We start from the raw sequence: 20,695 nt of genomic DNA, 5'->3' as shown, positions 1-20,695 counted from the left end.
CATCGCCTCGCCTGCCCGGGCGACGGCACGATCGCGCGGGCCGGCGCAGCTCCGCGCGCGCTCCGGTCGCGCTGCTCCCGCCCGTGCGGGCCGGGCTCGCGGATCGGGGCTACCCTCGTGCTCGTGACGACGACCTCCTGCAACAGCGTGCGACCCCAGGAAGCCCTGCCCGGCGAGCCCGCGGCCGCGCCGGGCGGCCCGTCCGCGACGGCCCAGCAGGCCGCCGAGCAGGGCCCCCTGCCCTCCCCGCCCGGGCCGCCGGCGCCCGCGGGCCGCCTGGCGCCGCGCCTCCGCCGGGCGGCGCTGCGGGGCGCGCCACGGCCGAGGCGATCGCGGCCTCCGCGCGCGCCTTCCTGGACGGCCTCGACGGCGAGGCGCGCGGCCGGGCGCTGCTCGCGTTCCGGAGCGGCGAACGCGAGGACTGGCATTACGTCCCGCGCCGCCGCGCCGGCCTCGCGCTCGGCGACATGGACGGCGGCGAGCGCAGCGCGGCGCACGCGCTGCTCCGGGCCGGCCTCAGCCCGGAGGGGTATCGCAAGGTGGAGGGCGTCCTCCTGCTCGAGGGCATCCTCGGGGGCATCGAGGGCAACCCGGCGTTCCGCGACCCGGGCCGTTACCACCTCGCCCTCTTCGGCCAGCCCGGGCCCGAGGCCCCGTGGGGCTTTCGCTTCGAGGGACACCACGTCTCGCTCAACTTCACCTCCGCAGGCGGCGGCGTGGCCACCACCCCGGCGTTCCTGGGCGCCAACCCCGCCGAGGTGCCCTCGGGGCCCCGGAAGGGCCTGCGCGTGCTCGCGGTCGAGGAGGACCTCGGCCGCGCGTTCCTGGCCTCCCTCACCCCCGCGCAGCGCCAGCGCGCCGTGATCGCCGCCACGGCGCCGCCCGACCTCGTGACCGAGGCCTCCCGTCGGGCCGCGCTGGCAGGCTTCGAGGGCCTGCCAGCGGCCGAGATGACCCCGGCCCAGCGCGCCGCGCTGCTGCGCCTGCTGGAGGCCTATGCCCGCAACTTCCCGGCCGACGTCGCCGACGGGCACCTCGACCGCATCGCGCGCGCCGGCGTGGAGCGCCTGCACTTCGCCTGGGCGGGCAGCGCCTCACCGAAGCAGTCGCATTATTACCGGATCCACGGCCCCACCCACCTCATCGAGTACGACAACCGCGGCGGCGATCACATCCACACCGTGTTCCGCGACCTGCAGGACGACTTCGGCGACAGCCTGCTCGCGCGGCACCTCCAGGAGGGCCACGGCGCCCCCGCCCGCGGTCGGCCCTAGCGCTCTGACACGACTCTAGGATGCCGAGTCACCGCGCCGTGGCGCGCGTGACCCTTCGGCGCGCGCGTCACCTCGGCTCGTAGGTCGCGACGATGTTGCCGTTCGCGAAGGTGCGCTCCGAGACGCGGCGGAGCGCGATGGCGCGGTCGAGGCCTTCGAAGAGGGTGCGGCCGCCGCCGAGCAGGATCGGCACGATGACGAACGTGTAGCCGTCGATGAGCCCGGCCCGCGCGAGCTGCGCCACGATCGTGCCGCTCCCCATCACCAGGATCGGCTCGCCGCTGCCCTGCTTCATCGCGGCGACCCGCTCCACCAGGTCGCCGCGGAGCAGGGAGGCGTTCGTCCAGCCGACCTGCTCGAGCGTGCGCGAGGCGACGACCTTCTCCAGCCGGGCCATGCCCTCGACGACCTCGGGCATCTGCTGGCGCGCGGTCTCGGTGGTCCAGAAGCCCGCCATGAGCTCGTAGGTCTTGCGGCCGAAGAGCAGCGTGCCCCGGCCGCCCTTCGCGTTCTCGGAGGTGAAGCGCGCCCACTCGGGATCACCCGCGGCGGACGCGTGGGCCCAGCTCATGTCGCCTCGCGCATCGACGAAGTAGCCGTCCAGCGAGACGTTCTCGAACACCGTCAGCCTTCTCATCCCAGCCTCCTCGCGCGACCTCGTTGGAAGATCTTAGTCCTAAATTAGGACTGGACGGTCCTGAAGTCAAACTCCATCGTGGACCCCATGCGTAGCTACCTGGATCCGTGCGGGATCGCGCGCGCTCTCGACCGCGTGGGAGAGCGGTGGGCGCTCCTCGTCGTGCGCGAGCTCCTCCTCGGACCGCGGCGCTTCACCGATCTGCGCGCCGGGCTCCCTTCCGCCAGCCCCAACGTGCTGTCGCAGCGGCTGCGGGAGCTCGAGGACGCCGGCGTGGTGCAGCGGCGCGCGCTCGCGCCGCCGGTCGCGGCGACGGTCTACGAGCTCACGCCCCGGGGGCGCGAGCTCGAGCCGGTGCTCGTGTCGCTGGCCCGGTGGGGAAGTCGGGCCGTCCCTCTGCCGCGGGGCGAGCTCAGCCCGAGCGCGCTGATGATCGCGCTCCGCACCACGTTCGACCCCGGCGCGCTCTCGCGCGGGAGGCTCGCGGTCGTCCTCGACGGCGAGCCGTTCTCGGTCGAGATCGCGCGCGGCGCCCTGTCGGTGGCGCGCGGCGAGCCGGAGGCGCCCGACGCGACGATCACCACGACCGCGCGCACGCTCCGCGCCGTCGTCTTCGCTGGACACGAGCCGCGCGGGGTCGAGATCGCCGGCGACACCGCCCTCGCGACGCGCTTCCTCGGCGCGTTCGCGCGCCCCGCGCCCGCCTGAGCGCCCCGGCGAGGGCAGAGCCGGTCTGACGTCGAGCTCCGTCGCGCGGTCGAAGCCGAGCGGCTCGTCGCTATTGCCTCATGCCGATGGCCAGGCCGTGGCCGTCGCTCGACCGAGCCGACGCGCCTATCATAAAGATGCAGCTCGGTGCGAACAGCGGGATGTCGCCTCGTTCCACTCCTCGAACGCCGCCGTTCCATATCGCCGCCTGGCACTGCTCCTGGTAGCACCGCATACTCTGGACGTGAGCCTTGAGCGGTTGCGGGGCGGGCTTCGTTCGCCCGCCTCCGGGCCTCCTGCTCCGGCGGCCCCTGCCGCCATCCTCTTGCGGCGTGACGAAGGTGCACCCATGAATCCATGCACCCGAACACGCGCTTGGCCCGAAGACATAAACTACCATACCAACACATTGGCAAAACGAATGAAACACATCTCTCACATGACGCCCATGCGCGCCCTGATCTGCAGCCTTGTCGCCGGAGGCATCTCGCTGAGCGCACCCGCCGAAGCTCAGGCGGTGGAGTTCGGAGTCTACGAAGGAGAAGGCTGCCCCGCAGGATACACGCCGTTGACCGCGGTCGACGCCTTCTGGACGTTTGTCGCCCGCTGCGATGAGCTCCCCTATTCAGGAGTCTTTCGTATCGCAGGCGGCTCTTCGATCGATGGCCCGTGGAACAACTGCCAGCAGCATGCTGACGATACCCGCGAGCTGGAATACACGCTCTGCAAACCCAACTACGAGCTCTTTGACATCGACGGGACCACCTTCGCGGTGGTGAGAGGCGGAGAGCAGTGCCTCGAAGGCTTCGAGCACGTGGATTTCGCCACCGTCTCCGCCTACTCGGAGGAGATATGCACTCACGTCGGGTACTGGGGGATCGCGAGGATCGGTGGAGGGGGCTCCATTGACGGTGCAGGTTATGGTTGCGGCGTCCGCGCGACCGACTCTCGCGAGCTCGGTGATGCCATCTGCGTAGAAAGCGAGTGAAACTCCGAGCGAGAGGCTGGCTTCGGCGCTCGCCCACGAGGGGGTGAGCTCGAGAGCTCCCGGCCTGTGAGCGTGCGCCCGGCGGTGCTTCAGCCGTCGAAGCGGACGCGCGTGCCCGCCGCGGGCCGGAGCACCGGGAGGTAGCGCGAGGCCGGGAATCCGCCCTGGAGCCTGGGGCCCGAGGCCGGGAGCGCCCGCCCGAGCGCGACGAGGAACTGGACGATCTCCATCCAGGCGAGGTGATAGCCGAGGCAGAAGTGCGCGCCGCCGCCGAACTGGGCGATCTCGAGCGGCGAGATCGCCTCCTTGCGGCCGAGCCAGCGCTCGGGGCGGTAGCTGTCCGGATCCGGGTAGAGCTGGGGATCGCGCGAGAGCAGGACCAGCGGGATCGCCACGCTGGTCCCCCGGGGGACGGTGCGGCCTTCGAGCTCGAAATCGGCGACGGCGCGGCGGGCGTCGTGGGGCACCGGCGGGTGGAGGCGGAGCGCCTCGCGGAACACGGCCTCTGCGAAGGGGAAGCGGCGGAGCTCCGCGGGCGAGCGGGGGAGATCCGGCGCGCTCGACGCCTCCTCGCGGAGCGCGCGCCAGATCGCGGGGCTCTCGGCGAGGTGGGCGACGCACCAGGCCATGGTCGAGGCCGAGGTCTCGTGGCCGGCGAGGAGGAGCAGGCGGAGGTTGCCCACGAGATCGTGCTCCGAGAGCGGCGCGCCGTCCTCGTCGCGCGCCTCCAGCAGCGCGGGCAGGAGCCCCTTCGCCTCGCCGCGGGCGCGCACGTCGGCGAGGATCCGGCGGATGCGCGCGTCGAGCCAGCCGCGGGCGCGGAGGCCGCGGCGCCTCGGCGAGCCCGGCACGTCGAAGGGCAGGTTGAGGATGAGGAGCATCAGATCCTCGTAGTGGCGGCGCCACTCGGGGAGCTCGTCGTCCTCGACGCCGGTGATCTTGAACATCACCTCCAGGGCCAGCTCGCGGGTCTCGCGCAGCACCAGGACGTCGCGCCGGCCGAGCCAGGAGCGGACCTTGCGCTCGACGCTGGTCGCGACGATCGCGCCGACCTCCGCGGCGTCGAGCCCCTTCGGCGAGAAGGGCCCGTTCATGGCGGTGCGGATGTGGCGGTGGGAGGCGCCGTCGTGGGCCATCAGCGTCTGGCCGAAGAGGTGGCCGACCCCGCCTTCGGTCAGGTACGAGGAGTCGACGGTCTTGTTCTTGAAGAGCGAGAAGGCCTCGTTCGAGGCGTAGACGAGCTGCCAGGCCTGGAAGCCGTGGGTCCAGAAGAAGAGGGAGCCGAAGCGGCGCTGGCCCTCGCGGAGCAGGCCGAGCTCGTCGACGGCGATCGCCGGCATGTGGCCCACGACCGGGAAGCCGCCGGGGAGGACGGGGAAGCCATGCCGGGTCTCGACGCGGCGGGCGAGGGGGTTCTGGCCCCGCTGGAGCGGGAGGGCGGTGGAGGAGAGGAGGCGGGCGGTGCTCATGGCGGGTGTGAGCTCGTCTTGTACCATCGCGCTGGCGCGGACTGGGCGCCGGGATCGCGGGGCGGAGCGCGCGCGGGGAGCGAGGGGAGCAGACCGAGGAAGAGAGCCAGCATAGTTTTCGCTCGGAGTTGATGTGGATGTCTCTCGTGCTCGTCTCTCGTCTCTCGTCCCTCGTCCCTCGTGCTCGTGCGCGATTCTCCGGAGTTCGCGCGCACGCGCACGAAGTGACGAGCACGGAAGACGGGAGACGGAAGACGGAAGACGGAACGTGGGCGAGTCCGCAGCGAGCCAGCCGGAGCGCCGCAACGGGCCCCGCCGCGCCTCGGTCGCCCGCACGCCTCTCGACCGTTGGTGCGCTCTTTGCTGAAGCCCCGGTCCCCCCAGGAGGCCATCTCATGACCGATCGCAAAGATCCTGCGAAGTCATCATCCAAAGATCCGGCGCCGGCCGAGAAAGGCGCGGGCAGCGCGAAACAATCGATGGGCGGCCCGTCCGCGAAGCCACGGGCGGCACGGCCGAAACGCAGCCTCCTCGAGCGCGCGGCGACCGCGCTCGGCAGCGGGACCAGCAGCGACGACGCCGGGGTGCGCAACGTCGCGGCCGCCGATCGCCTCGACGCGAAGGTCGACGCCACCGAGGCGCTCGTCGCCGCAATCCCCGAGAACGTGAACAAGCCAGCCGAGTACGCGCTGCGCGGCAAAGTGCCACAGCCGCCGCAGGGTGCCACAGCGAAGCCCGAGAACCTCGACGCGACCGCGAGCACGATCACCGAGAGCAACGAGTCCGAGAAGAACGGCGCCAAGGCGGCGCCCGGCGCGAACCCGAACCAGGGGCCGCTGCAAAAGCACCGGGTCGACTCGCTCGGCCGGGCGCTGACGACGAATCAGGGCGTCCCCGTCGGGGATAACCAGCACTCGCTGCGCGCGGGGCTGCGCGGCCCGACGCTGCTCGAAGACTTCATCCTGCGCGAGAAGATCACGCACTTCGACCACGAGCGCATCCCCGAGCGCGTGGTGCACGCGCGCGGCTCGGGCGCGCACGGCTACTTCGAGTGCACCGAAGACATCACCTCGCTCACCAAGGCCGCGCCCTTCGCGAAGGTCGGCAAGCGGACGCCCGTCTTCGTGCGCTTCTCGACCGTGGCCGGCGAGCGCGGCAGCGCCGACACGGTGCGCGACGTGCGCGGCTTCGCCGTGAAGTTCTACACCGAAGAGGGCAACTGGGACCTGGTCGGCAACAACATCCCCGTCTTCTTCATCCAGGACGCGATGAAGTTCCCGGACGTGGTGCACGCCGTCAAGCCCGAGCCGCACCACCAGATGCCGCAGGCCTCGAGCGCGCACGACACCTTCTGGGACTTCATCTCGCTCATGCCCGAGTCGATGCACATGGTCCTGTGGCAGATGAGCGACCGGGCGATCCCGCGCAGCTACCGCACGATGCAGGGCTTCGGCGTGCACACCTTCCGGCTCGTCAACGCGGCGGGCGAGGCGACGCTCGTGAAGTTCCACTGGACGCCCGTGCTCGGCACGCACTCGCTCGACTGGGACGAGGCGGTGAAGATCGCGGGCGCCGACCCCGACTTCCACCGCCGCGACCTCTGGGAGGCCATCGAGGGCGGCGCGTTCCCCGAGTACCTCCTGCAGATCCAGACGTTCACCGAGGCCGAGGCCGAGACGTGGAGCTTCGACGTGCTCGACGCGACAAAGATCGTGCCGGAGGAGCTCGCGCCCCTGCGCACCGTCGGCCGGCTCGTCTTGAACCGCAACCCCGACAACTTCTTCGCCGAGACCGAGCAGGTCGCGTTCTGCACGCAGCACATCGTCCCCGGCATCGACTTCACGAACGACCCGCTGCTGCAGGGCCGCAACTTCTCGTACCTCGACACGCAGCTCTCGCGCCTCGGCGGGCCGAACTTCCACGAGATCCCGATCAACGCGCCGATCGCCGAGGTGCACAACAACCAGCGCGACGGGTTCCACCGCCAGGCGATCAACCGCGGCCGGGTGAGCTACGAGCCCAACTCGCTCGCCGGCGGCTGCCCGTTCCAGGCCGGCGCGCGCGGCTTCGCCTCGGTCGCCGAGCGGCTGCTGGCGCAGCAGGCCGCGACCGAGCCGAACAAGCTGCGCGCGAGCCCCGAGAAGTTCGCGGACCACTACACGCAGGCGCGCCTGTTCTGGGCGAGCCAGACGCCCGTCGAGCGCGAGCACATCGCGCGCGCCTTCCGCTTCGAGCTGACGCGCGTGCAGACGCAGGCCATCCGCGAGCGCATGGTCCGGATGCTGCGGAACGTCGACGAGGCGCTGGCCGCGCGCGTCGCGGCCGACCTCGGCATGCCGCTCCCCGAGCCGCTCTCGATGGCGGCGCCGCCCGTCAAGGCCCCCGAGGTCGCGGTGTCGCCGGCCCTGTCGCTGTTCGCCCGGCCCGGCGACGGCCGCATCCTCGGCCGCCGCGTCGCGATCCTCGTCGCCGACGGCGTGAGCTCCGCGGCGTCGGGCGCCCTCTACGACGCGCTGCTGCTGGAGGGCGCGGTGCCCCGCTACGTCGGGCAGCGCCTCGGCGTCGTGCGCGCCGCCGAGGGCGACGAGCTGCCGGTCGAGGTCACGATCGAGGCCGCCCCGAGCGTCCTCTTCGACGCGGCGGCGCTGCCGCCCGGCGCGGGCGCGGACGCGCTCTCGCGCGACGGGCTCGCGGTCGAGTTCGTCCAGCTCCAGTACCGCCACTGCAAGCCGCTGCTCGTCCCGGCGTCGGCCGCGTCGCTCGCCGCGGCCGCGGGCATCAAGGCCGCCGCGGCCGCGGGCGCCGACCCGGGCCTGCTCGTCCTGCCCGACGACGCGATGGCCGAGGCGGCCCCGGCGTTCATCAAGGCGATCGCCACGCACCGCGCGTGGCAACGCCAGACCGAGCCGCCGGCGGTCTGACCCGAGTCGCCCCGCGCCAAGAACCTCCTCGGCGCCACCTGACCTCGCGCAAGGACGAGCGAGCTGAGAAGGCTCCGTGACGGCTGCCAGCACGCCGCCGCCCAACGTTGTGCCGATGAGCGGCCGGCGCACGACGGCCGACGAACGACGAGGCAACGCTCTCGCCGGTCCGCCGCGTGGGCGGGTCATGCGTCGCCGTCCGCCGGCACGTACGATTGGAACCGATCGTGGCCAGGCCGTCGCCAGTGGATGCGTCCGCATTTCGGGCACTCCCACATCTCACCCTCCAGATCGAGCTCGGCATAAAGGCTCTCATGGAAATCCTTGGACTCCTGAGTACCGGGCTCGGGAAGCATGCCGCCTCGCTCGACGTCGCAGAGCTGGTATGTCCGCCACACGTGACGACCATAGGTGTCCATGTCTCGGTCGCGTATGACGTGCATGCTGTCGTTCGGGCAACCGACGTCGCTGAACACGTGGCCACACTGGCAACTGAAGCGTCCCATGTCCGTGCCCCTTGGCGCATGACGCCCTGGCGATAATCCGCGGGCGAAGCCCGTCTGAACCATCGCCCTGTCGGGCCGCATCCGTCAACGGTCAGGAGAGCACTTCGGCGGCCGTCTTCGCCCCAAGGACGTTATGCCTCGAGCGGGCGGCGAGCGAGCTCGCGACCCGCCCGGACGACGCGGTGTTCGAGATCGCCGCGCGCTGGGGCTTCCGCGACACGAGCCACTTCACGCGCCTGTTCCGGGGGCACTTCGCCGCGACGCCCGCGGCCTACCGGCGCGCGGCGCAGGAGCGGCCGGGCGACGCGCGGCCGGGGGCGACGAGGCCCCGTCAAGGCATCGGGATGACGAAGGTGGTGATGGAAAAGGCCGGGACCGTGGCCACCAAGCGATAGTCTTCGATCGCCATGTCGGGCAGCCGATCGAGGTCCTCCGTGCGCGAGGTGCGGTGCGCTTCCGCCGCGAGGCCGACCGTGGGGAGCCGCGTGAGATCGAACGTGTAGCCGCGGCTCGCGTCGCGATCGCCGTTGCGGACGACGAGCGTGAGAGAGCGCCCGTCGGCGCTGACCGCGGCCACCATGTCCTCGCTGTCGACCTCGACGAAGGTCGCGCCGGGCCGGATGTAGCGACTGAAGCCGGCATGCATGTAAAAGCGCTTGATGGGCGTGTAGGACTGCTCGCGGTCGTTCAGCGTGAAGCTCGCCCAGCTGCGCGACGGATCGCCCGACTGCCAATCCACCCAGGCCTCCGGCCTCAGCTCGCGCAGATCCCGGATGATGCGCTCCGCCATGAACAGCGCCGCGTCCGTGTCGTCGCTCAGGCTCTGCCCGAGGGGCCCCGACTCCGACTGCCACAGCCGCTTGCCGAGCCGGGTCGCCAGCTGCCGGAGCTCCTTGCGCTGGCTGCCCGCGTAGGAGTGGACGTTGATCTGCTGGAAAGCGGCGAGCGTCTCCGCGCCGAACGCGCCGATGTTCCGGACGGCATCATCCATGCTGTTCTCGTCCGACGCGCTGACCACCGTCTCGTCGAGGCCCTTGCTGGCGAGCTGCGCGGCCACCTCTCGGATGATCTTCTCCTGGCTCGCCCGGTCGAAGTGGCAACCTTCCTGGGAGCCATCCGATTTCCACCAGTTGGCGTAAGGCTCGTTCAGCGGCTCCAGCGTGCGAAAGGTGATCGCGTGCTCGTCCCTGTAATGACGCACGACCTCGGTGAGGTAGTGGGCGAAGTCGTCGTAGTGGTCGGCTTTGAGGTTGTCTCCGCCGCTCCTGCTGCCCGAGGCGCAGCCGCTGCTCGTCATCCAGTACGGGGGAGAGTTGGAGAACGCCTCGAAGATCAGGTCCGCTCCGCGCTCTGCGATGCGCAGGAGGATGGCGCGCTGGCGTTCGTCGTTCTCCCACGTGAAGGTCCCGTCGGCGCCTTGGAACCCCGGCATCTCGCGATGCTCCTTCATGTGCTCGTGGGACGGGTTCTCCCCTCCACCGATGTTGTAGCGGAAGATGTTGTAGCCGAGGCCGCTCACCGGATCGACGACCGCTTCGACGACCGCGTCGCGCTTGGCTTCGTCCCACCCGCCCACGTGATTTGCCCACCAGCACAAGCTCGTCCCCCAGCCCTCGAACGATTGGTGGAGCGCGTCCGTGTCGATCCTGACCAGCTCCGTGCCCGGAGCGGCGGTCACCGTGGGGCGTGGCTCGCTCGGTGAGCCCCCGCTCCCGCCCACGTCCCCCGTGCCGCCGCTGCTGCTCGACGATCCGCCCCCCGGGCCCGCGGTCGCGCTGCCTCCGCTTCCCCCCTGGCCGCCGCTCGCCGCGGCCGCGGCGTCCACGGAAGGGCCCGGATCGCTCGGGGAGCACGACACGGCCGCGGCGAGCGCGGCGAACGACGCGACGAGAGCTCGATGTTTCATGGAAGTGCGTGCGGTTGCGATGAGCGCTGTCTTGCTCGTGACGGCGTGATGCCACTCCGGGGAGGCGCGCGGGATCCCCACGGCCTCAGGACGTTCTCACGAGCGGAGTCTCGTCGAACGGGCAGCGCCTTGCACCCGAAAAGCGCCTCCCGCAGAGAGCGGCATGGCGCTCGGGGCGCAAGATTGCAACCGACCTTTACCGCATCGTGCGCGTCGGCGAGCATGTACGCCGCGTGGCAGCGCTGCCAGCGCGCCGCTCCGGTCAGCGCCTCCGCCTCTCGCGATCGACCCGCCGGTCCGCGGGCCCGGCGGGCTGCGCCCGCGCTCGTCCACGTCCACGGGATCAGGGGCCTCGCCGAGGTGGAGGCGCGAGCCTCCATCGCTCCGCCGATGGAGGAGGCTGCCGCCTCCATCGCCGGGCGAGCGGCGGTCGGCCCACGGCCCGCGTCGCGAATTTGCGCTGCGAGAGCGTTGAACGCACAGGAGCGATCAGGCGGATCGTCGTAGGCATGCTCCCTGCTCCTCGGTCGGGCGCGGTCTGACAGGCAGGCATACCAAGGGGAGTCGCACCATGAAGATTACTGCGTATCATGTCGGTCTCGGTCTCATCACCTTCTCGAGCGTCACGGGCTGCCTGGCGGCGGATGACGGCAGCTTCGACGAGGAAGACACGGCGGAGAGCGCCGAGGCGCTCGGAGGAAACCCTGACCCCTGCGCGATGGGGACCGACCCGAACTTCACCAGCGCGCAGCTCACCGCGGTCGGAGCGAGCGAGCATTACGTCCGCGCCTACCAGTGGATCGACAGCATCTGTCCGGCCAGCGGGCTGGATCGAGCGACGACCATCGTGGATTTCCCCGTGCCCAACTATTACCAGCACCAGACCCCGGAGACGTACCGCTTCGACGTGGCTCCTACCTTCTGGGGCTCCTCTTCCACCTCGTGGAGCGACGCGGCGCAGGCGATGAGCGACTGCGCGAACACCAAGATGGCGACGCGCGTGCAGCGCTGGGACTGGGCCACGAGCCAGTTCGTGCAGCTCACGTACAAGGAGCAGGCGGGCGCGTGGGTCTGGGACAACGCGCTGACCGGCCGCGGGCACTGCTCGACGCCGACCTTCACCTATTACCACGAGAACTACGGGACTGCGCAGCAGGTCGCCACGAGCAAGTACCGCGTCCGCACCTGGGCCACGCAGTCCGACGACTCCCACGCGACCGTCTGGATCACGGGGACTCACACTGGCCTGTAGCCCTGCGGCGCGGCGGCCCAGGCGCTCGCCAGCATTGAACGACCACGCGCGCCCGATCACCGCCGCGACGGCCCGCCGATCGGCGCACGCCGGGCTGCTGCGCCCCGGGCGTCGACGCTGCCGACGCGCTCCTCGCCCATCAGCGCGATACAAACCGTCATCGAGCCTGATCCGCGCGCCGGCGCGCCGCCGTCGCCCCGCCCCGACGACCCAGGAGCGGCCGGCGGCTCGCGGCGCGGCTGCACACCCGGGACGCCCCTGACGGGCAAAGACCGTCACAACGGCACGTATGGGGTTGACCCTGACAGGCAAGGACTGCAGCGACTGCGTGCATGGAAAAACCCTGACAGGTAAACACCGTACGTTGTCCAGTGCTCCGGCTCAGCTCGCCAGCCGCGCATGGGGCGCTACGCTGTTGCTTGGATCAATGGTGATGCCGCAGCCGCGCCCATGGCGAGCTCAGCAGCACCATGGCCTTCCATGACATGGCGGCGACGGCCGCCCGCGGAGGAGCGAAGCGATGACAAGGACCTTGTTGGTGGTGTTGGCGTGCGCGGCTGCCGCGCTGAGCAGCGCGTCGTGCGGTGGGACGGACAAGGACGATCGGGGTGCCGACGGGAGCGAGACCGGCGGCGGCGACACGTCGGGGACCGGCGCGCAGCCGGGGTCCGGCCAGTTCTCCGTCGACGCGCAGGGCGGGACCTTCACCGCGGAGGACGGCTTCACGATCGAGGTGCCGTCGGGCGCGGTGAGCGAGGAGACGGTGATCACCGTCGAGCGCGTCGAGGACGCCCCCGAGGGCGCGGTGGGGCCCATGTACGTCCTCGGCCCGGAGGGCCAGACGTTCGACAAGCCGATCACGCTCACGCTGCCGATCACCATCGCGCTCAAAGCGGAGCTGGGCGAGGACACGGTCCTCGGCGCCTATGGCTTCACCGCGCAGGAGGGCTCGAACGATTTCGCGCCGCTCGCGCGTCACGACGTCTCCAAGGAGAGCGTCGTCACGGAGACCGACCGCCTCTCCAGCGTTTACCCCGGGATGCCCCTGCCGACCGCGATGGCGAGCCAGCACCGCTACCCGAACGCGCTGGCCGCCGACGGGTCCTTCCTCTACTTCGCGAGCGGCGGCACCGAGGACGTCGCCACCGGGGACAACAACGACGGCTTCATCTACCGCGTGAAGCCGGGCACCGCCGCGGCGGAGGCGATGATCCCCGCCGATCCCGATCCCAAGTCGCTGTGGGTCAACGACTCCCACGTGTACTGGGCGAGCGGCGGCGACGATGATCCGGTGATCCCCTCGGCGATCCGGCGCGTCGACAAGGCGAGCCAGGAGGTGGAGACGCTGGTCGAGGTCGGCTATGTCGTGAGCGTCATCGGCGACGCGTCCGCCCTCTACTTCGGCGACGGCTTCGGCGAGAAGATCTACACGATGCCTCTCGACGGCGGCGAGCCCGTCGTCCTCGCGGAAGGCGCCGGAAATCCCGAGCACCTCGCGCAGGACGCGGAGAACATCTACTGGACCGGCGGCGCAGCGACCAACAAGGTCTACAAGGTGGCGAAGTCGGGCGGGGAGGTGACCGTCATCGCCGAAAACGAGGCCGAGCCGGCCGGGATCGCGGTGGACGCGGAGTTCGTCTACTGGGCCAACGTCGGCGACGGCGGCGTGTTCAAGGCGCCGATCGCCGGAGGGCAGAAGACCCTGGTCCATCAGGGGGTCTCGATGGCGGGGCTGGCCCTCCGGGGCTCGACGCTGTTCTCGACGGACACGGGCGGGAACCGCAGCGTCAACGCGCACGACCTCGAGAGCGACAGGACCGTCGTGCTCGCGCTCGGACAGCCCGTCGCCTGGCGCGTCCTCGCCCCGGAAGGCCAGGGCGTGTTCTGGTCCAACGCCGGCGATTACCGCTATCAGGGTCAAGTCGTGTCCTATCACGCCCCTTGAGCGCCCCCGTCCGGGCGGCGACCGCGAGCGCGCGCCAGCAGGGGCGCCCCCGACGCGCGCGCCTCGCGCATCGCCCCTGATTGCAATATTCCAACATCACGGTTGCCGCCGGCTGGCGCGGGACCCAGCAGGACGACGTCGCGGACGCCACGTTCCGCTGACGCCGTCCCCGATTTCGCCCAGAGCGGCCCGGGGAACCGCGGCACCGCCATTTCCCACTTGATCCGCCGTCATGGACGGAAGAGGGAGCCGGCGCTCGCTCCGGCCGGGAGCGATCGAGAGGACCATCACCCGTGGATGCATTGTCGTATCAGTCGCTCGTAACGGGCGCCGTCGCGCTCATGGTCGCACGCAGCTTCTACGTGCGTGTCAAGAAGGCCCCCGAAGGCAACGAGACGATGGCGCGCATCGCGCGCTACGTCCGCGAGGGGGCGATGGCCTTCCTCGCGCGCGAGTACAAGGTGCTCGCCGTCTACGCCGCCGTCGTCTTCGCGCTCCTGGCCGCGACGCTCGGGCTCCTCGCGGCGGGCGCCTTCGCTTCCGGCGCGTTCCTGTCGCTCATCGCCGGCTTCTTCGGCATGAAGGCCGCGACGTACGCCAACGTCCGCACGGCCGAGGCCGCCCGCGCCCACGGCAAGCCCACCGCGCTCGTCACCGCGCTCGACGGCGGCGCCGTCATGGGCCTCTGCGTCGCGGGGCTCGGCCTCATCGGGCTGGGCGGCATCTACGCCCTGTTCCGCAACCACGAGCACCTCGCGACGATCGTCCACTCGTTCGCGGTCGGGGCGAGCTCGATCGCGCTCTTCGCCCGCATCGGCGGCGGCATCTACACGAAGGCCGCCGACGTCGGCGCCGACATCGTCGGCAAGGTCGAGGCGAACATCCCCGAGGACGACCCGCGCAACCCGGGCGTCATCGCCGACAACGTCGGCGACAACGTCGGCGACATCGCGGGCATGGGCGCCGACATCTACGAGAGCTACGTGGCCGCGGTCGTCGCCGCGATCGCGCTCGGCCTCACGATGCCGATCGCCAAGCTGCAGCAGCTCGCGCCGTCGGCGAGCGAGCTGGAGCTCCGCGCCATGGCCGTGTCGCTGCCGCTGCTCCTCGCGACGATCGGCCTCGCGGTCTCGGTCGTCGGCATCTTCATCACGCGCGCGCTCAAGAACCTGCCCCCGGCCCGGGTGCTGCGCCTCGCGCTCATCGTCCCGCCGTTCCTCGTCGTGCTCGCGGCGGCCGCCATCCTCCCGGAGCTCGGCTTCAGCTTCGGCGCCGTCATCACCCTCGCGGCCGGCGCGGCGGGCGGCGCCATCGTCGGCCTCGTGACCGACTACTACACGTCGATGGGCCCCATCCACAAGGTGGCCCAGAGCTCGCTCACCGGCCCCGGCACCAACGTCATCCGCGGCATCGCGGTCGGCCTCGAGAGCGTCGCGATCCCGCTCGTGACCCTCGTCGCCGTGGGCTGGATCTCGAACCACTACCTCGGCCTCTACGGCATCGCGCTCGCCGCGGTCGGCATGCTCGCGGGCACCGCGATCGTCATGACCGTCGACGCGTACGGCCCGATCGCCGACAACGGCGGCGGCATCTCCGAGATGGCCGGCCTCGGCAAGGAGGTCCGCGCGATCACCGACGAGCTCGACGCGGTCGGCAACACCACCGCGGCCGTCGGCAAGGGCTTCGCGATCGGCTCGGCGGTGCTCACCGTCGTCGCGCTGTTCGCCGCCTTCAACATGGAGGTCGACGCGGTCCGTCGCGCGAAGGGGCTCCCGGAGCTCGTGCTCTATCTGACCGACGCGAAGGTCCTCATGGGGCTCCTCTTCGGCGCCCTCCTCCCCTGCCTCGTCGGCGCGCTGACGATGACCGCCGTCGGCCGCGCGGCCGGCTCGATCGTCGAGGAGATCCGCCGTCAGTTCCGCGAGATCCCCGGCCTGCTCGAGGGCAAGCCGGGCGTCGACCCGCAGCCCAAGGTCATCGTCGACATCGCCACGTCGGCCGCCATCCGCGAGATGATCGCGCCGGGCGCCATCGCGGTGCTCGCGCCGGTCGTCGTCGGCTTCGTGGCCGGCCCCGAGGTGCTCGCGGGCACGCTGGCCGGCGCGCTCGTCGTCGGCGCGGTGCTCTCGCTGATGATGGCGAACGGCGGCGGCGCCTGGGACAACGCCAAGAAGCACATCGAGAAGGGCGGCCTCGACGGCCACGCGAAGGGCTCCGACGCCCACAAGGCCGCCGTCGTCGGCGACACCGTCGGCGATCCCTTCAAGGACACGTCCGGCCCTGGCATCTCGATCCTCATCAAGGTGATGGGCGTCGTCTCGCTCCTCATCGCCCCGCTCATCGCCTGAGCGGACGCGTCGTCGCCACGACCCGCTCTGCGCTGTTCTCGCCCCGCCTCACGGGCCGAATCTCCTCGGCCGACGACATCACTTCAGCGCTGCAAATGGCCGTTGAGCCGTCCGGGATGATGGCGTAAACGTCATCATCCCGACTCGACAGGGTTCATGAGGATCAGCCGCCGCTCGCAGGTGCCGCCGTTCGCGGTCATGGAGGTGCTCGCCGCCGCCAACGCGCGGCGCGCGGCGGGCGAGCCGGTCATCAGCCTGTGCGCGGGCCAGCCGGGCTCAGGGGCGCCCGCCGCCGTGCGCGCGCGGGCGGCCGCGCTCCTCGCGGCCGGCGACCTCGGGTACACCGAGGCGCTCGGCATCCCGGCGCTGCGCCTCGCGCTCGCGGAGCACTACGGCCGCTGGTACGGCGTCGACCTCGACCCGTCGCGCGTCGCCCTCACCACCGGGTCGTCGGGCGGGTTCCTGCTCGCGTTCCTCGCGGCGTTCGAGCCGGGCGACCGCGTGGCGCTCGCTCGCCCGGGCTACCCGGCGTACCGGAACATCCTCCGCTCCCTCGGGGTGGAGGCGGTCGAGCTGCCGTGCGGCCCGGAGAGCCGCTTCCAGCCGACCACGGCGCAGCTCACGGCCGCGCACGACGGCGGAAGGCTCGACGGCCTGATCCTGGCGAGCCCCGCGAACCCGACGGGCACGATGGTCGACGCCGCGGAGCTCGACGCGATCGCGCGCTGGTGCGCGGAGCACGACGTCCGGCTGGTGAGCGACGAGATCTATCACGGCCTCACGTACGGCGCGTGGGCCGGGCGCCAGGCGACGGCGGCGCGCTACGGCGACGCGGGCGCCGTCGTCGTCTCGAGCTTCTCGAAGTACTGGGCCATGACGGGGTGGCGCCTGGGGTGGCTCGTGCTCCCGCCGAAGCTCGTCGCCCCGGTCGACGCGCTGGCGGGGAACCTCGCGCTGTGCCCGCCCGCCCTGGCGCAGCACGCGGCCCTCGCGGCCCTGACCCCGGAGGCGTACGCCGAGGCGGACCGGCTGGTGGAGGGCTATGCGGCCGCGCGCGACCTGCTGCTGCGGCGGCTGCCCGAGCTCGGCTGGAAGGTCGCCCCGCCCGACGGCGCTTTCTATCTGTATGCCGACGTCGGCACGGACGACTCGGTCGCGTGGTGCGAGCGGCTGCTCGCCGACACGGGCGTGGCGCTCACGCCGGGCACGGACTTCGACGGGATCGACGGCGCGCGGTACGTCCGGCTGTCCTTCGCGGCCCCGGTCGAGCAGGTCGACGAGGCGGTGACGCGGATCGTCGCCTGGCAGCGCGCGCGGTGACCGACGCGCCACGTCGGCCGCCACCCTCCCGACCGCGTCAGCCGCCCTCCGGCATGAGCACGGCGAGCGCCGTATCGATGAACGCTCGCAGCTTCGCCTGCGTCTGCGCGCGGGCGGGAAAGTAGAGGTAGAACCCGGGCCCCGTCGGCGCGCGGCGCTCGAGCGCCGTCGCGAGCGCCCCGCTCGCCAGGTCCTCCGCGACGGCGAGATCGAACACGTACGCGAGCCCGAGCCCCTCGCGCGCGAGGGACACCGCCAGACAGGCGTCGTTGACCGTGAGCGCGCCGGGAGCGTGCACGGCGACCTCGCGGTCGTCGCGCACGAACTCCCAGCGGTAGAGCGCGGAGCTCTGGAATCGGTACCGGATGCACGTGTGCGCGAGCAGATCCTCGGGCTCCTCGGGGCGGCCGTGGGCCGCGAAGTACGCCGGTGCGCCGACCACGAGCCAGCGGAGATCGCGCGTGAGGCGCACGGCGGTCATGTCCTGGGCGAGGCCGTCGCCGAGCCGCACGCCGGCGTCGAAGCCGGCCTCGGCGAGATCGACGAAGGCGTCGTTCACCGAGATCTCGACGGCCACGTCGGGGTAAGCGCGGCGGAAGCGCGGGAGCACCGGCTCGACCACGAAGGGCACGGCCGTCCGAGGGACCGTGAGGCGGAGCAGCCCCGCAGGCCGGCCCCGGAGCTCGTCGAGCGCCTCGAGCGCGGCGCCGATCTCACCGGCCGCGGGCGCGAGGCGCTCATGGAGCCGCTCGCCGGCCTCGGTGAGCCCCACGTGGCGCGTCGTGCGCGAGAAGAGCGGCAGGCCGACGCGGCGCTCGAGCGCGCGGATCGCCTGGCTCACGGCGCCCGTGGTCACGCCGAGCTCCGCGGCGGCGGCGCGGAAGCTCCGGTGCCTCGCCACGGAGAGGAAGACGGTCAGCCCCTCGAAGCGGTCCGCCGCGCGGTTCATCGCTCGATTGTATAGCAGCGCTCATCGGTCCGTTTCGCGCGGCGGGCCTACCGGTCGCGGCGGGGCGGGCGCATCTAGCCTGTGCGCGGCGGGGCATGCCGCCCTGCTCGACGGTCGGATGGTTTGGAGAACGCGAGCCCACGGGCTCCTACGATGAGGAGGCAGCATGGCCATCACCCTGGTGAACCCCAGCGGGTTGCCCAAGATCGAGGCGTACCGACAGGTGTCGATCGCCACCGGGTCGAGACTGGTGTTCATCGCGGGCCAGGTCGCCTGGGATGTCGAAGGGTGCACGATCGGTGTGGGCGACTTCGCCGCTCAGGTCGAGCAGTGTTATCTCAACGTCGCCACCGCCCTGGCGGCGGTCGGCGGCACCTTCAACGATGTGGCGAAGCTGACCATCTACGCCGTCGGCTGGACTCCCGACAAGATGCCCTTGTTGCTCGAGGGGATCGCTCGGGCGGCCGCGAAGCTGGGAGTCGTCCCGGTCCCGCCGGGCACGCTGCTGGGCATCAGCGCGCTCTCCGACCCCGATCACCTGGTCGAAGTCGAGGTCGCCGCGGTCCTCGACTGAGCGCAGGACGGCGCGGGGACCCGGACGCGGGTCCGGCGGACCCGCGGCGCGCTATTCTTCCCCTGCCCCGGCCAGCGCGCCCTCCCGGTGGGTGTGGCCGCGCCCCAGGGTGAAGGGCACCGCTCGCCCGCGCCCCGCGGGCGGCCCAACCGCCCTCCCCTCGATGCACCAGGACCTCCTCGATTTCCTCCTCGCCCTCGACCGCGTGCCGCAGGATCCGCGCTGGCACCCCGAGGGCGACGCGCTCTTCCACTCCCTGCAGGTCTTCGACCTGGCCCGCCGCGAGACCGCGGATCGCTCGCTCTGGGCCGCGGCCCTGCTCCACGACGTCGGCAAGGCGTTCGCCTCCGCCGATCACGCCGAGGAGGGCGCCGACGTCCTCGCGGAGCTCGTCTGCCCGCGGGTGGTCTGGCTCGTGCGGCACCACCTGCACCTGCTGCGCGCGCCCGGCCCGACGAAGCGGCGCCTCCGGCGCACGAGGGCGCTCGCCGACCTCACGCGGCTCCGCCGGTGGGACCTCGGCGGCCGCTCGCCGGCCGCGGCCGTGCTGAGCGCCGAGGCCGCCGTGGAGGTCCTGCTCGACGGCGCGGATCTCTCCCTGCTCTCGATCGGCGGCGAGCCCGCCCCCGCCCATGATCTGCGAAAGGAGCCGCTCGCGTGAGCGCAAGGCGCGCCGGGAGGTCCTCTGCGGCGACGTGGATCGCTGGGGCGACGATCGCCGGCTCTGGGGCGACGAGGCCGGGCCGCCGGGGCGAGACCGGCTCTGCGCCGCGGTGCGGGATGCGGTCGAGACCGCGCTGACGGCGAAGCAGCGCGAGGTCGTCGAGGCCTATTTCTTCGACGGTCTGTCGCAGGGCGAGATCGCGCGCCGCCTCGGGGTGGCGCAGCAGGTCGTGCAGAAGCGCCTGTTCGGGGCGCCGCGGGGCGGCCGGCAGGTCGGCGGCGCGATGCTCCGGCTGCGGCAGGCCCTGGCGCCGGCGCTCGCGGCGGCGGCGGCGGCGCGCGGCGCGGCGGCAGCGCCGGCAGCGCGCGCGGCGCGGGTGAGCCGATGAGCGCCGAGCGAACCGGCGGGCTGCGGGCCCGCATCGCCGCCGAGGCCGCGCGCCTCATGTACGAGGAAGGCGTGGACCAGTACTTCACCGCCAAGCGGATGGCCGCGAAGCGGATCCTCGGCCAGGTCGAGGGGCGGCGGGCGCGGTACCGGCCCGCGGACCTGCCCTCGAACGGGGAGATCCGCGAGGCGCTGCTCCTCTTCGCCGAGCGCGCCGAGGGGAGCCAGCGCACGCGCCGGCTGTTCGCGCTGCGCGTCGTGGCGCTGGAGGCAATGCGCGCGCTCGCGCCGTTCTCGCCCCGGCTGATCGGCTCGGTCTCCACCGGCCATATCCGCCGCGGCAGCGACGTCGATCTGCACGTGTTCCCCGCCGACGAAGAGGCGCTGGAGCGGCACGTGCGGGCGCTCGGCTGGACCTTCGATCGCGAGCGCGTGACGATCCAGAAGGGCGGCGAGCTCCGGGAGTACGTCCACTATCACGTCGCGGACGTGGCGCCCCTCGAGCTCACGGTGTACGCCCCGCGCGAGCTGAGGGCGCGGCCCCGCAGCAGCACCGACGGGAAGCCGATCGTGCGCCTCGGCGTCGCCGCGCTCTCGGCGCTCTGCGCCCGGGACCACCCCGCGGCGTGGGAGCGCTACCTCGCGACCGGCGAGGTGGAGGGGATGGACGCGCTGCTCGAGGCGGACGAGGACGAGCCGCTCCCGGGGCCGTTCGACGGGTTGCTCAGCGACACCGGCGGCACCGGAGCCGACGACGCGCCGGTCTGCGCCGAGCCCGGCGAGGAGGACGACCCCCATCAGGAGTACGATCCGCTGCCCGGCTTCGAGGGGACGGCCTGACGATCAC

Annotated in this window: 18 protein-coding genes; 13 read left to right on the top strand and 5 right to left on the bottom strand. The window is 72.0% G+C overall.

The genetic code is table 11. The features are described from left to right. The first annotated feature begins 83 nt into the window (after positions 1-83). Positions 84-1,274 carry a DUF3500 domain-containing protein gene (locus NQZ70_RS06940; RefSeq protein ID WP_272828014.1) on the top strand — a complete coding sequence of 397 codons (1,191 nt, stop codon included), beginning with the start codon at positions 84-86 and terminating at the stop codon, positions 1,272-1,274. A 67-nt stretch (positions 1,275-1,341) separates the two neighbouring features. Here NQZ70_RS06940 and NQZ70_RS06935 read toward each other — a convergent pair whose 3' ends face one another. Beyond that, positions 1,342-1,911, bottom strand: coding sequence for a dihydrofolate reductase family protein (locus NQZ70_RS06935; RefSeq protein ID WP_129573511.1), 570 nt, complete (start codon positions 1,909-1,911; stop codon positions 1,342-1,344). An 87-nt stretch (positions 1,912-1,998) separates the two neighbouring features. On the opposite strand from NQZ70_RS06935, the gene NQZ70_RS06930 reads away from it, so the two are divergent. Beyond that, positions 1,999-2,619 carry a helix-turn-helix domain-containing protein gene (locus NQZ70_RS06930; protein ID WP_207217765.1) on the top strand — a complete coding sequence of 207 codons (621 nt, stop codon included), beginning with the start codon at positions 1,999-2,001 and terminating at the stop codon, positions 2,617-2,619. A gap of 421 nt (positions 2,620-3,040) precedes the next feature. Beyond that, on the top strand, positions 3,041-3,607 hold the full coding sequence (locus NQZ70_RS06925; protein WP_129573510.1) for a hypothetical protein: 567 nt from the start codon (positions 3,041-3,043) through the stop codon (positions 3,605-3,607). An 89-nt stretch (positions 3,608-3,696) separates the two neighbouring features. On the opposite strand, the gene NQZ70_RS06920 is transcribed toward NQZ70_RS06925, so the two are convergent. Then, positions 3,697-5,076, bottom strand: a complete 1,380-nt coding sequence (locus NQZ70_RS06920) for a cytochrome P450 (protein WP_129573509.1) — start codon at positions 5,074-5,076, stop codon at positions 3,697-3,699. A 395-nt stretch (positions 5,077-5,471) separates the two neighbouring features. On the opposite strand from NQZ70_RS06920, the gene NQZ70_RS06915 reads away from it, so the two are divergent. After that, on the top strand, positions 5,472-7,997 hold the full coding sequence (locus NQZ70_RS06915) for a catalase (RefSeq protein ID WP_129573508.1): 2,526 nt from the start codon (positions 5,472-5,474) through the stop codon (positions 7,995-7,997). Between the two features lie 185 nt (positions 7,998-8,182). Here NQZ70_RS06915 and NQZ70_RS06910 read toward each other — a convergent pair whose 3' ends face one another. Next, positions 8,183-8,503: a hypothetical protein gene (locus NQZ70_RS06910; RefSeq protein WP_207217764.1), complete on the bottom strand. Its 321-nt coding sequence runs from the start codon at positions 8,501-8,503 to the stop codon at positions 8,183-8,185. Positions 8,504-8,514: 11 nt separating this feature from the next. Here NQZ70_RS06910 and NQZ70_RS53275 point away from each other — a divergent pair, with 11 nt between their 5' ends. Continuing rightward, positions 8,515-8,898, top strand: coding sequence for a helix-turn-helix domain-containing protein (locus NQZ70_RS53275; RefSeq protein WP_129573506.1), 384 nt, complete (start codon positions 8,515-8,517; stop codon positions 8,896-8,898). Here the strand turns inward: NQZ70_RS53275 and NQZ70_RS06905 are convergent. After that, positions 8,835-10,409: a glycoside hydrolase gene (locus tag NQZ70_RS06905; RefSeq protein WP_237245106.1), complete on the bottom strand. Its 1,575-nt coding sequence runs from the start codon at positions 10,407-10,409 to the stop codon at positions 8,835-8,837. The two genes, NQZ70_RS53275 and NQZ70_RS06905, sit on opposite strands and share 64 nt — an antisense overlap. A gap of 571 nt (positions 10,410-10,980) precedes the next feature. Between NQZ70_RS06905 and NQZ70_RS06900 the strand changes: the two genes are divergently transcribed. The 4 genes from NQZ70_RS06900 to NQZ70_RS06885 all read left to right on the top strand — a co-directional run bounded on the left by NQZ70_RS06900 (position 10,981) and on the right by NQZ70_RS06885 (position 17,274). After that, complete coding sequence (locus NQZ70_RS06900; RefSeq protein ID WP_129573505.1) at positions 10,981-11,661, top strand: hypothetical protein; 681 nt, start codon at positions 10,981-10,983, stop codon at positions 11,659-11,661. 520 nt (positions 11,662-12,181) lie between these two features. Then, complete coding sequence (locus tag NQZ70_RS06895) at positions 12,182-13,606, top strand: DUF5050 domain-containing protein (protein WP_129573504.1); 1,425 nt, start codon at positions 12,182-12,184, stop codon at positions 13,604-13,606. A 341-nt stretch (positions 13,607-13,947) separates the two neighbouring features. After that, entirely contained in the window at positions 13,948-15,954 is a 2,007-nt protein-coding gene (locus NQZ70_RS06890) for a sodium-translocating pyrophosphatase (protein WP_408022422.1), read from the top strand. A 156-nt stretch (positions 15,955-16,110) separates the two neighbouring features. Further along, a complete protein-coding gene (locus NQZ70_RS06885) occupies positions 16,111-17,274 on the top strand; it encodes a pyridoxal phosphate-dependent aminotransferase (protein ID WP_129573502.1) in 1,164 nt (387 codons plus the stop codon). 37 nt (positions 17,275-17,311) lie between these two features. Here the strand turns inward: NQZ70_RS06885 and NQZ70_RS06880 are convergent, their stop codons facing one another. Continuing rightward, positions 17,312-18,223 (bottom strand): LysR family transcriptional regulator, encoded by a 912-nt coding sequence (locus NQZ70_RS06880; protein ID WP_129573501.1) that lies wholly within the window; start codon positions 18,221-18,223, stop codon positions 17,312-17,314. A gap of 166 nt (positions 18,224-18,389) precedes the next feature. On the opposite strand from NQZ70_RS06880, the gene NQZ70_RS06875 reads away from it, so the two are divergent. From NQZ70_RS06875 to NQZ70_RS06860, 4 genes are all read left to right on the top strand, one after another. Further along, positions 18,390-18,797, top strand: coding sequence for a RidA family protein (locus NQZ70_RS06875; protein WP_129573500.1), 408 nt, complete (start codon positions 18,390-18,392; stop codon positions 18,795-18,797). Positions 18,798-18,960: 163 nt separating this feature from the next. After that, positions 18,961-19,458, top strand: a complete 498-nt coding sequence (locus NQZ70_RS06870) for an HD domain-containing protein (RefSeq protein WP_129573499.1) — start codon at positions 18,961-18,963, stop codon at positions 19,456-19,458. Further along, complete coding sequence (locus tag NQZ70_RS06865; protein WP_129573498.1) at positions 19,430-19,849, top strand: sigma factor-like helix-turn-helix DNA-binding protein; 420 nt, start codon at positions 19,430-19,432, stop codon at positions 19,847-19,849. Before NQZ70_RS06870 ends, NQZ70_RS06865 begins: the two co-directional genes overlap by 29 nt. After that, positions 19,846-20,688: a nucleotide-binding enzyme gene (locus NQZ70_RS06860; RefSeq protein ID WP_129573497.1), complete on the top strand. Its 843-nt coding sequence runs from the start codon at positions 19,846-19,848 to the stop codon at positions 20,686-20,688. Before NQZ70_RS06865 ends, NQZ70_RS06860 begins: the two co-directional genes overlap by 4 nt. Positions 20,689-20,695 lie beyond the last annotated feature (7 nt).

Origin of the sequence: Sorangium sp. So ce836, assembly GCF_028553905.1 — a bacterium.
GTDB classification, from domain to species: Bacteria; Myxococcota_A; Polyangia; order Polyangiales; family Polyangiaceae; genus Sorangium; species Sorangium cellulosum_D.
The sequence above is the reverse complement of the archived record's forward strand: the minus strand, read 5'-3'. Positions and strand labels throughout refer to the sequence as shown.

Coding starts and splice junctions, on each gene's coding strand:
- NQZ70_RS06935 (WP_129573511.1), bottom strand. CDS start 1,911: ATGAGAAGGCTGACGGTGTTCGAGAACGTCTCGCTGGACGGCTACTTC.
- NQZ70_RS06930 (WP_207217765.1), top strand. CDS start 1,999: ATGCGTAGCTACCTGGATCCGTGCGGGATCGCGCGCGCTCTCGACCGC.
- NQZ70_RS06925 (WP_129573510.1), top strand. CDS start 3,041: ATGAAACACATCTCTCACATGACGCCCATGCGCGCCCTGATCTGCAGC.
- NQZ70_RS06920 (WP_129573509.1), bottom strand. CDS start 5,076: ATGAGCACCGCCCGCCTCCTCTCCTCCACCGCCCTCCCGCTCCAGCGG.
- NQZ70_RS06915 (WP_129573508.1), top strand. CDS start 5,472: ATGACCGATCGCAAAGATCCTGCGAAGTCATCATCCAAAGATCCGGCG.
- NQZ70_RS06910 (WP_207217764.1), bottom strand. CDS start 8,503: ATGGGACGCTTCAGTTGCCAGTGTGGCCACGTGTTCAGCGACGTCGGT.
- NQZ70_RS06905 (WP_237245106.1), bottom strand. CDS start 10,409: ATGAAACATCGAGCTCTCGTCGCGTCGTTCGCCGCGCTCGCCGCGGCC.
- NQZ70_RS06900 (WP_129573505.1), top strand. CDS start 10,981: ATGAAGATTACTGCGTATCATGTCGGTCTCGGTCTCATCACCTTCTCG.
- NQZ70_RS06895 (WP_129573504.1), top strand. CDS start 12,182: ATGACAAGGACCTTGTTGGTGGTGTTGGCGTGCGCGGCTGCCGCGCTG.
- NQZ70_RS06890 (WP_408022422.1), top strand. CDS start 13,948: ATGGTCGCACGCAGCTTCTACGTGCGTGTCAAGAAGGCCCCCGAAGGC.
- NQZ70_RS06885 (WP_129573502.1), top strand. CDS start 16,111: ATGAGGATCAGCCGCCGCTCGCAGGTGCCGCCGTTCGCGGTCATGGAG.
- NQZ70_RS06880 (WP_129573501.1), bottom strand. CDS start 18,223: ATGAACCGCGCGGCGGACCGCTTCGAGGGGCTGACCGTCTTCCTCTCC.
- NQZ70_RS06875 (WP_129573500.1), top strand. CDS start 18,390: ATGGCCATCACCCTGGTGAACCCCAGCGGGTTGCCCAAGATCGAGGCG.
- NQZ70_RS06870 (WP_129573499.1), top strand. CDS start 18,961: ATGCACCAGGACCTCCTCGATTTCCTCCTCGCCCTCGACCGCGTGCCG.
- NQZ70_RS06865 (WP_129573498.1), top strand. CDS start 19,430: ATGATCTGCGAAAGGAGCCGCTCGCGTGAGCGCAAGGCGCGCCGGGAG.
- NQZ70_RS06860 (WP_129573497.1), top strand. CDS start 19,846: ATGAGCGCCGAGCGAACCGGCGGGCTGCGGGCCCGCATCGCCGCCGAG.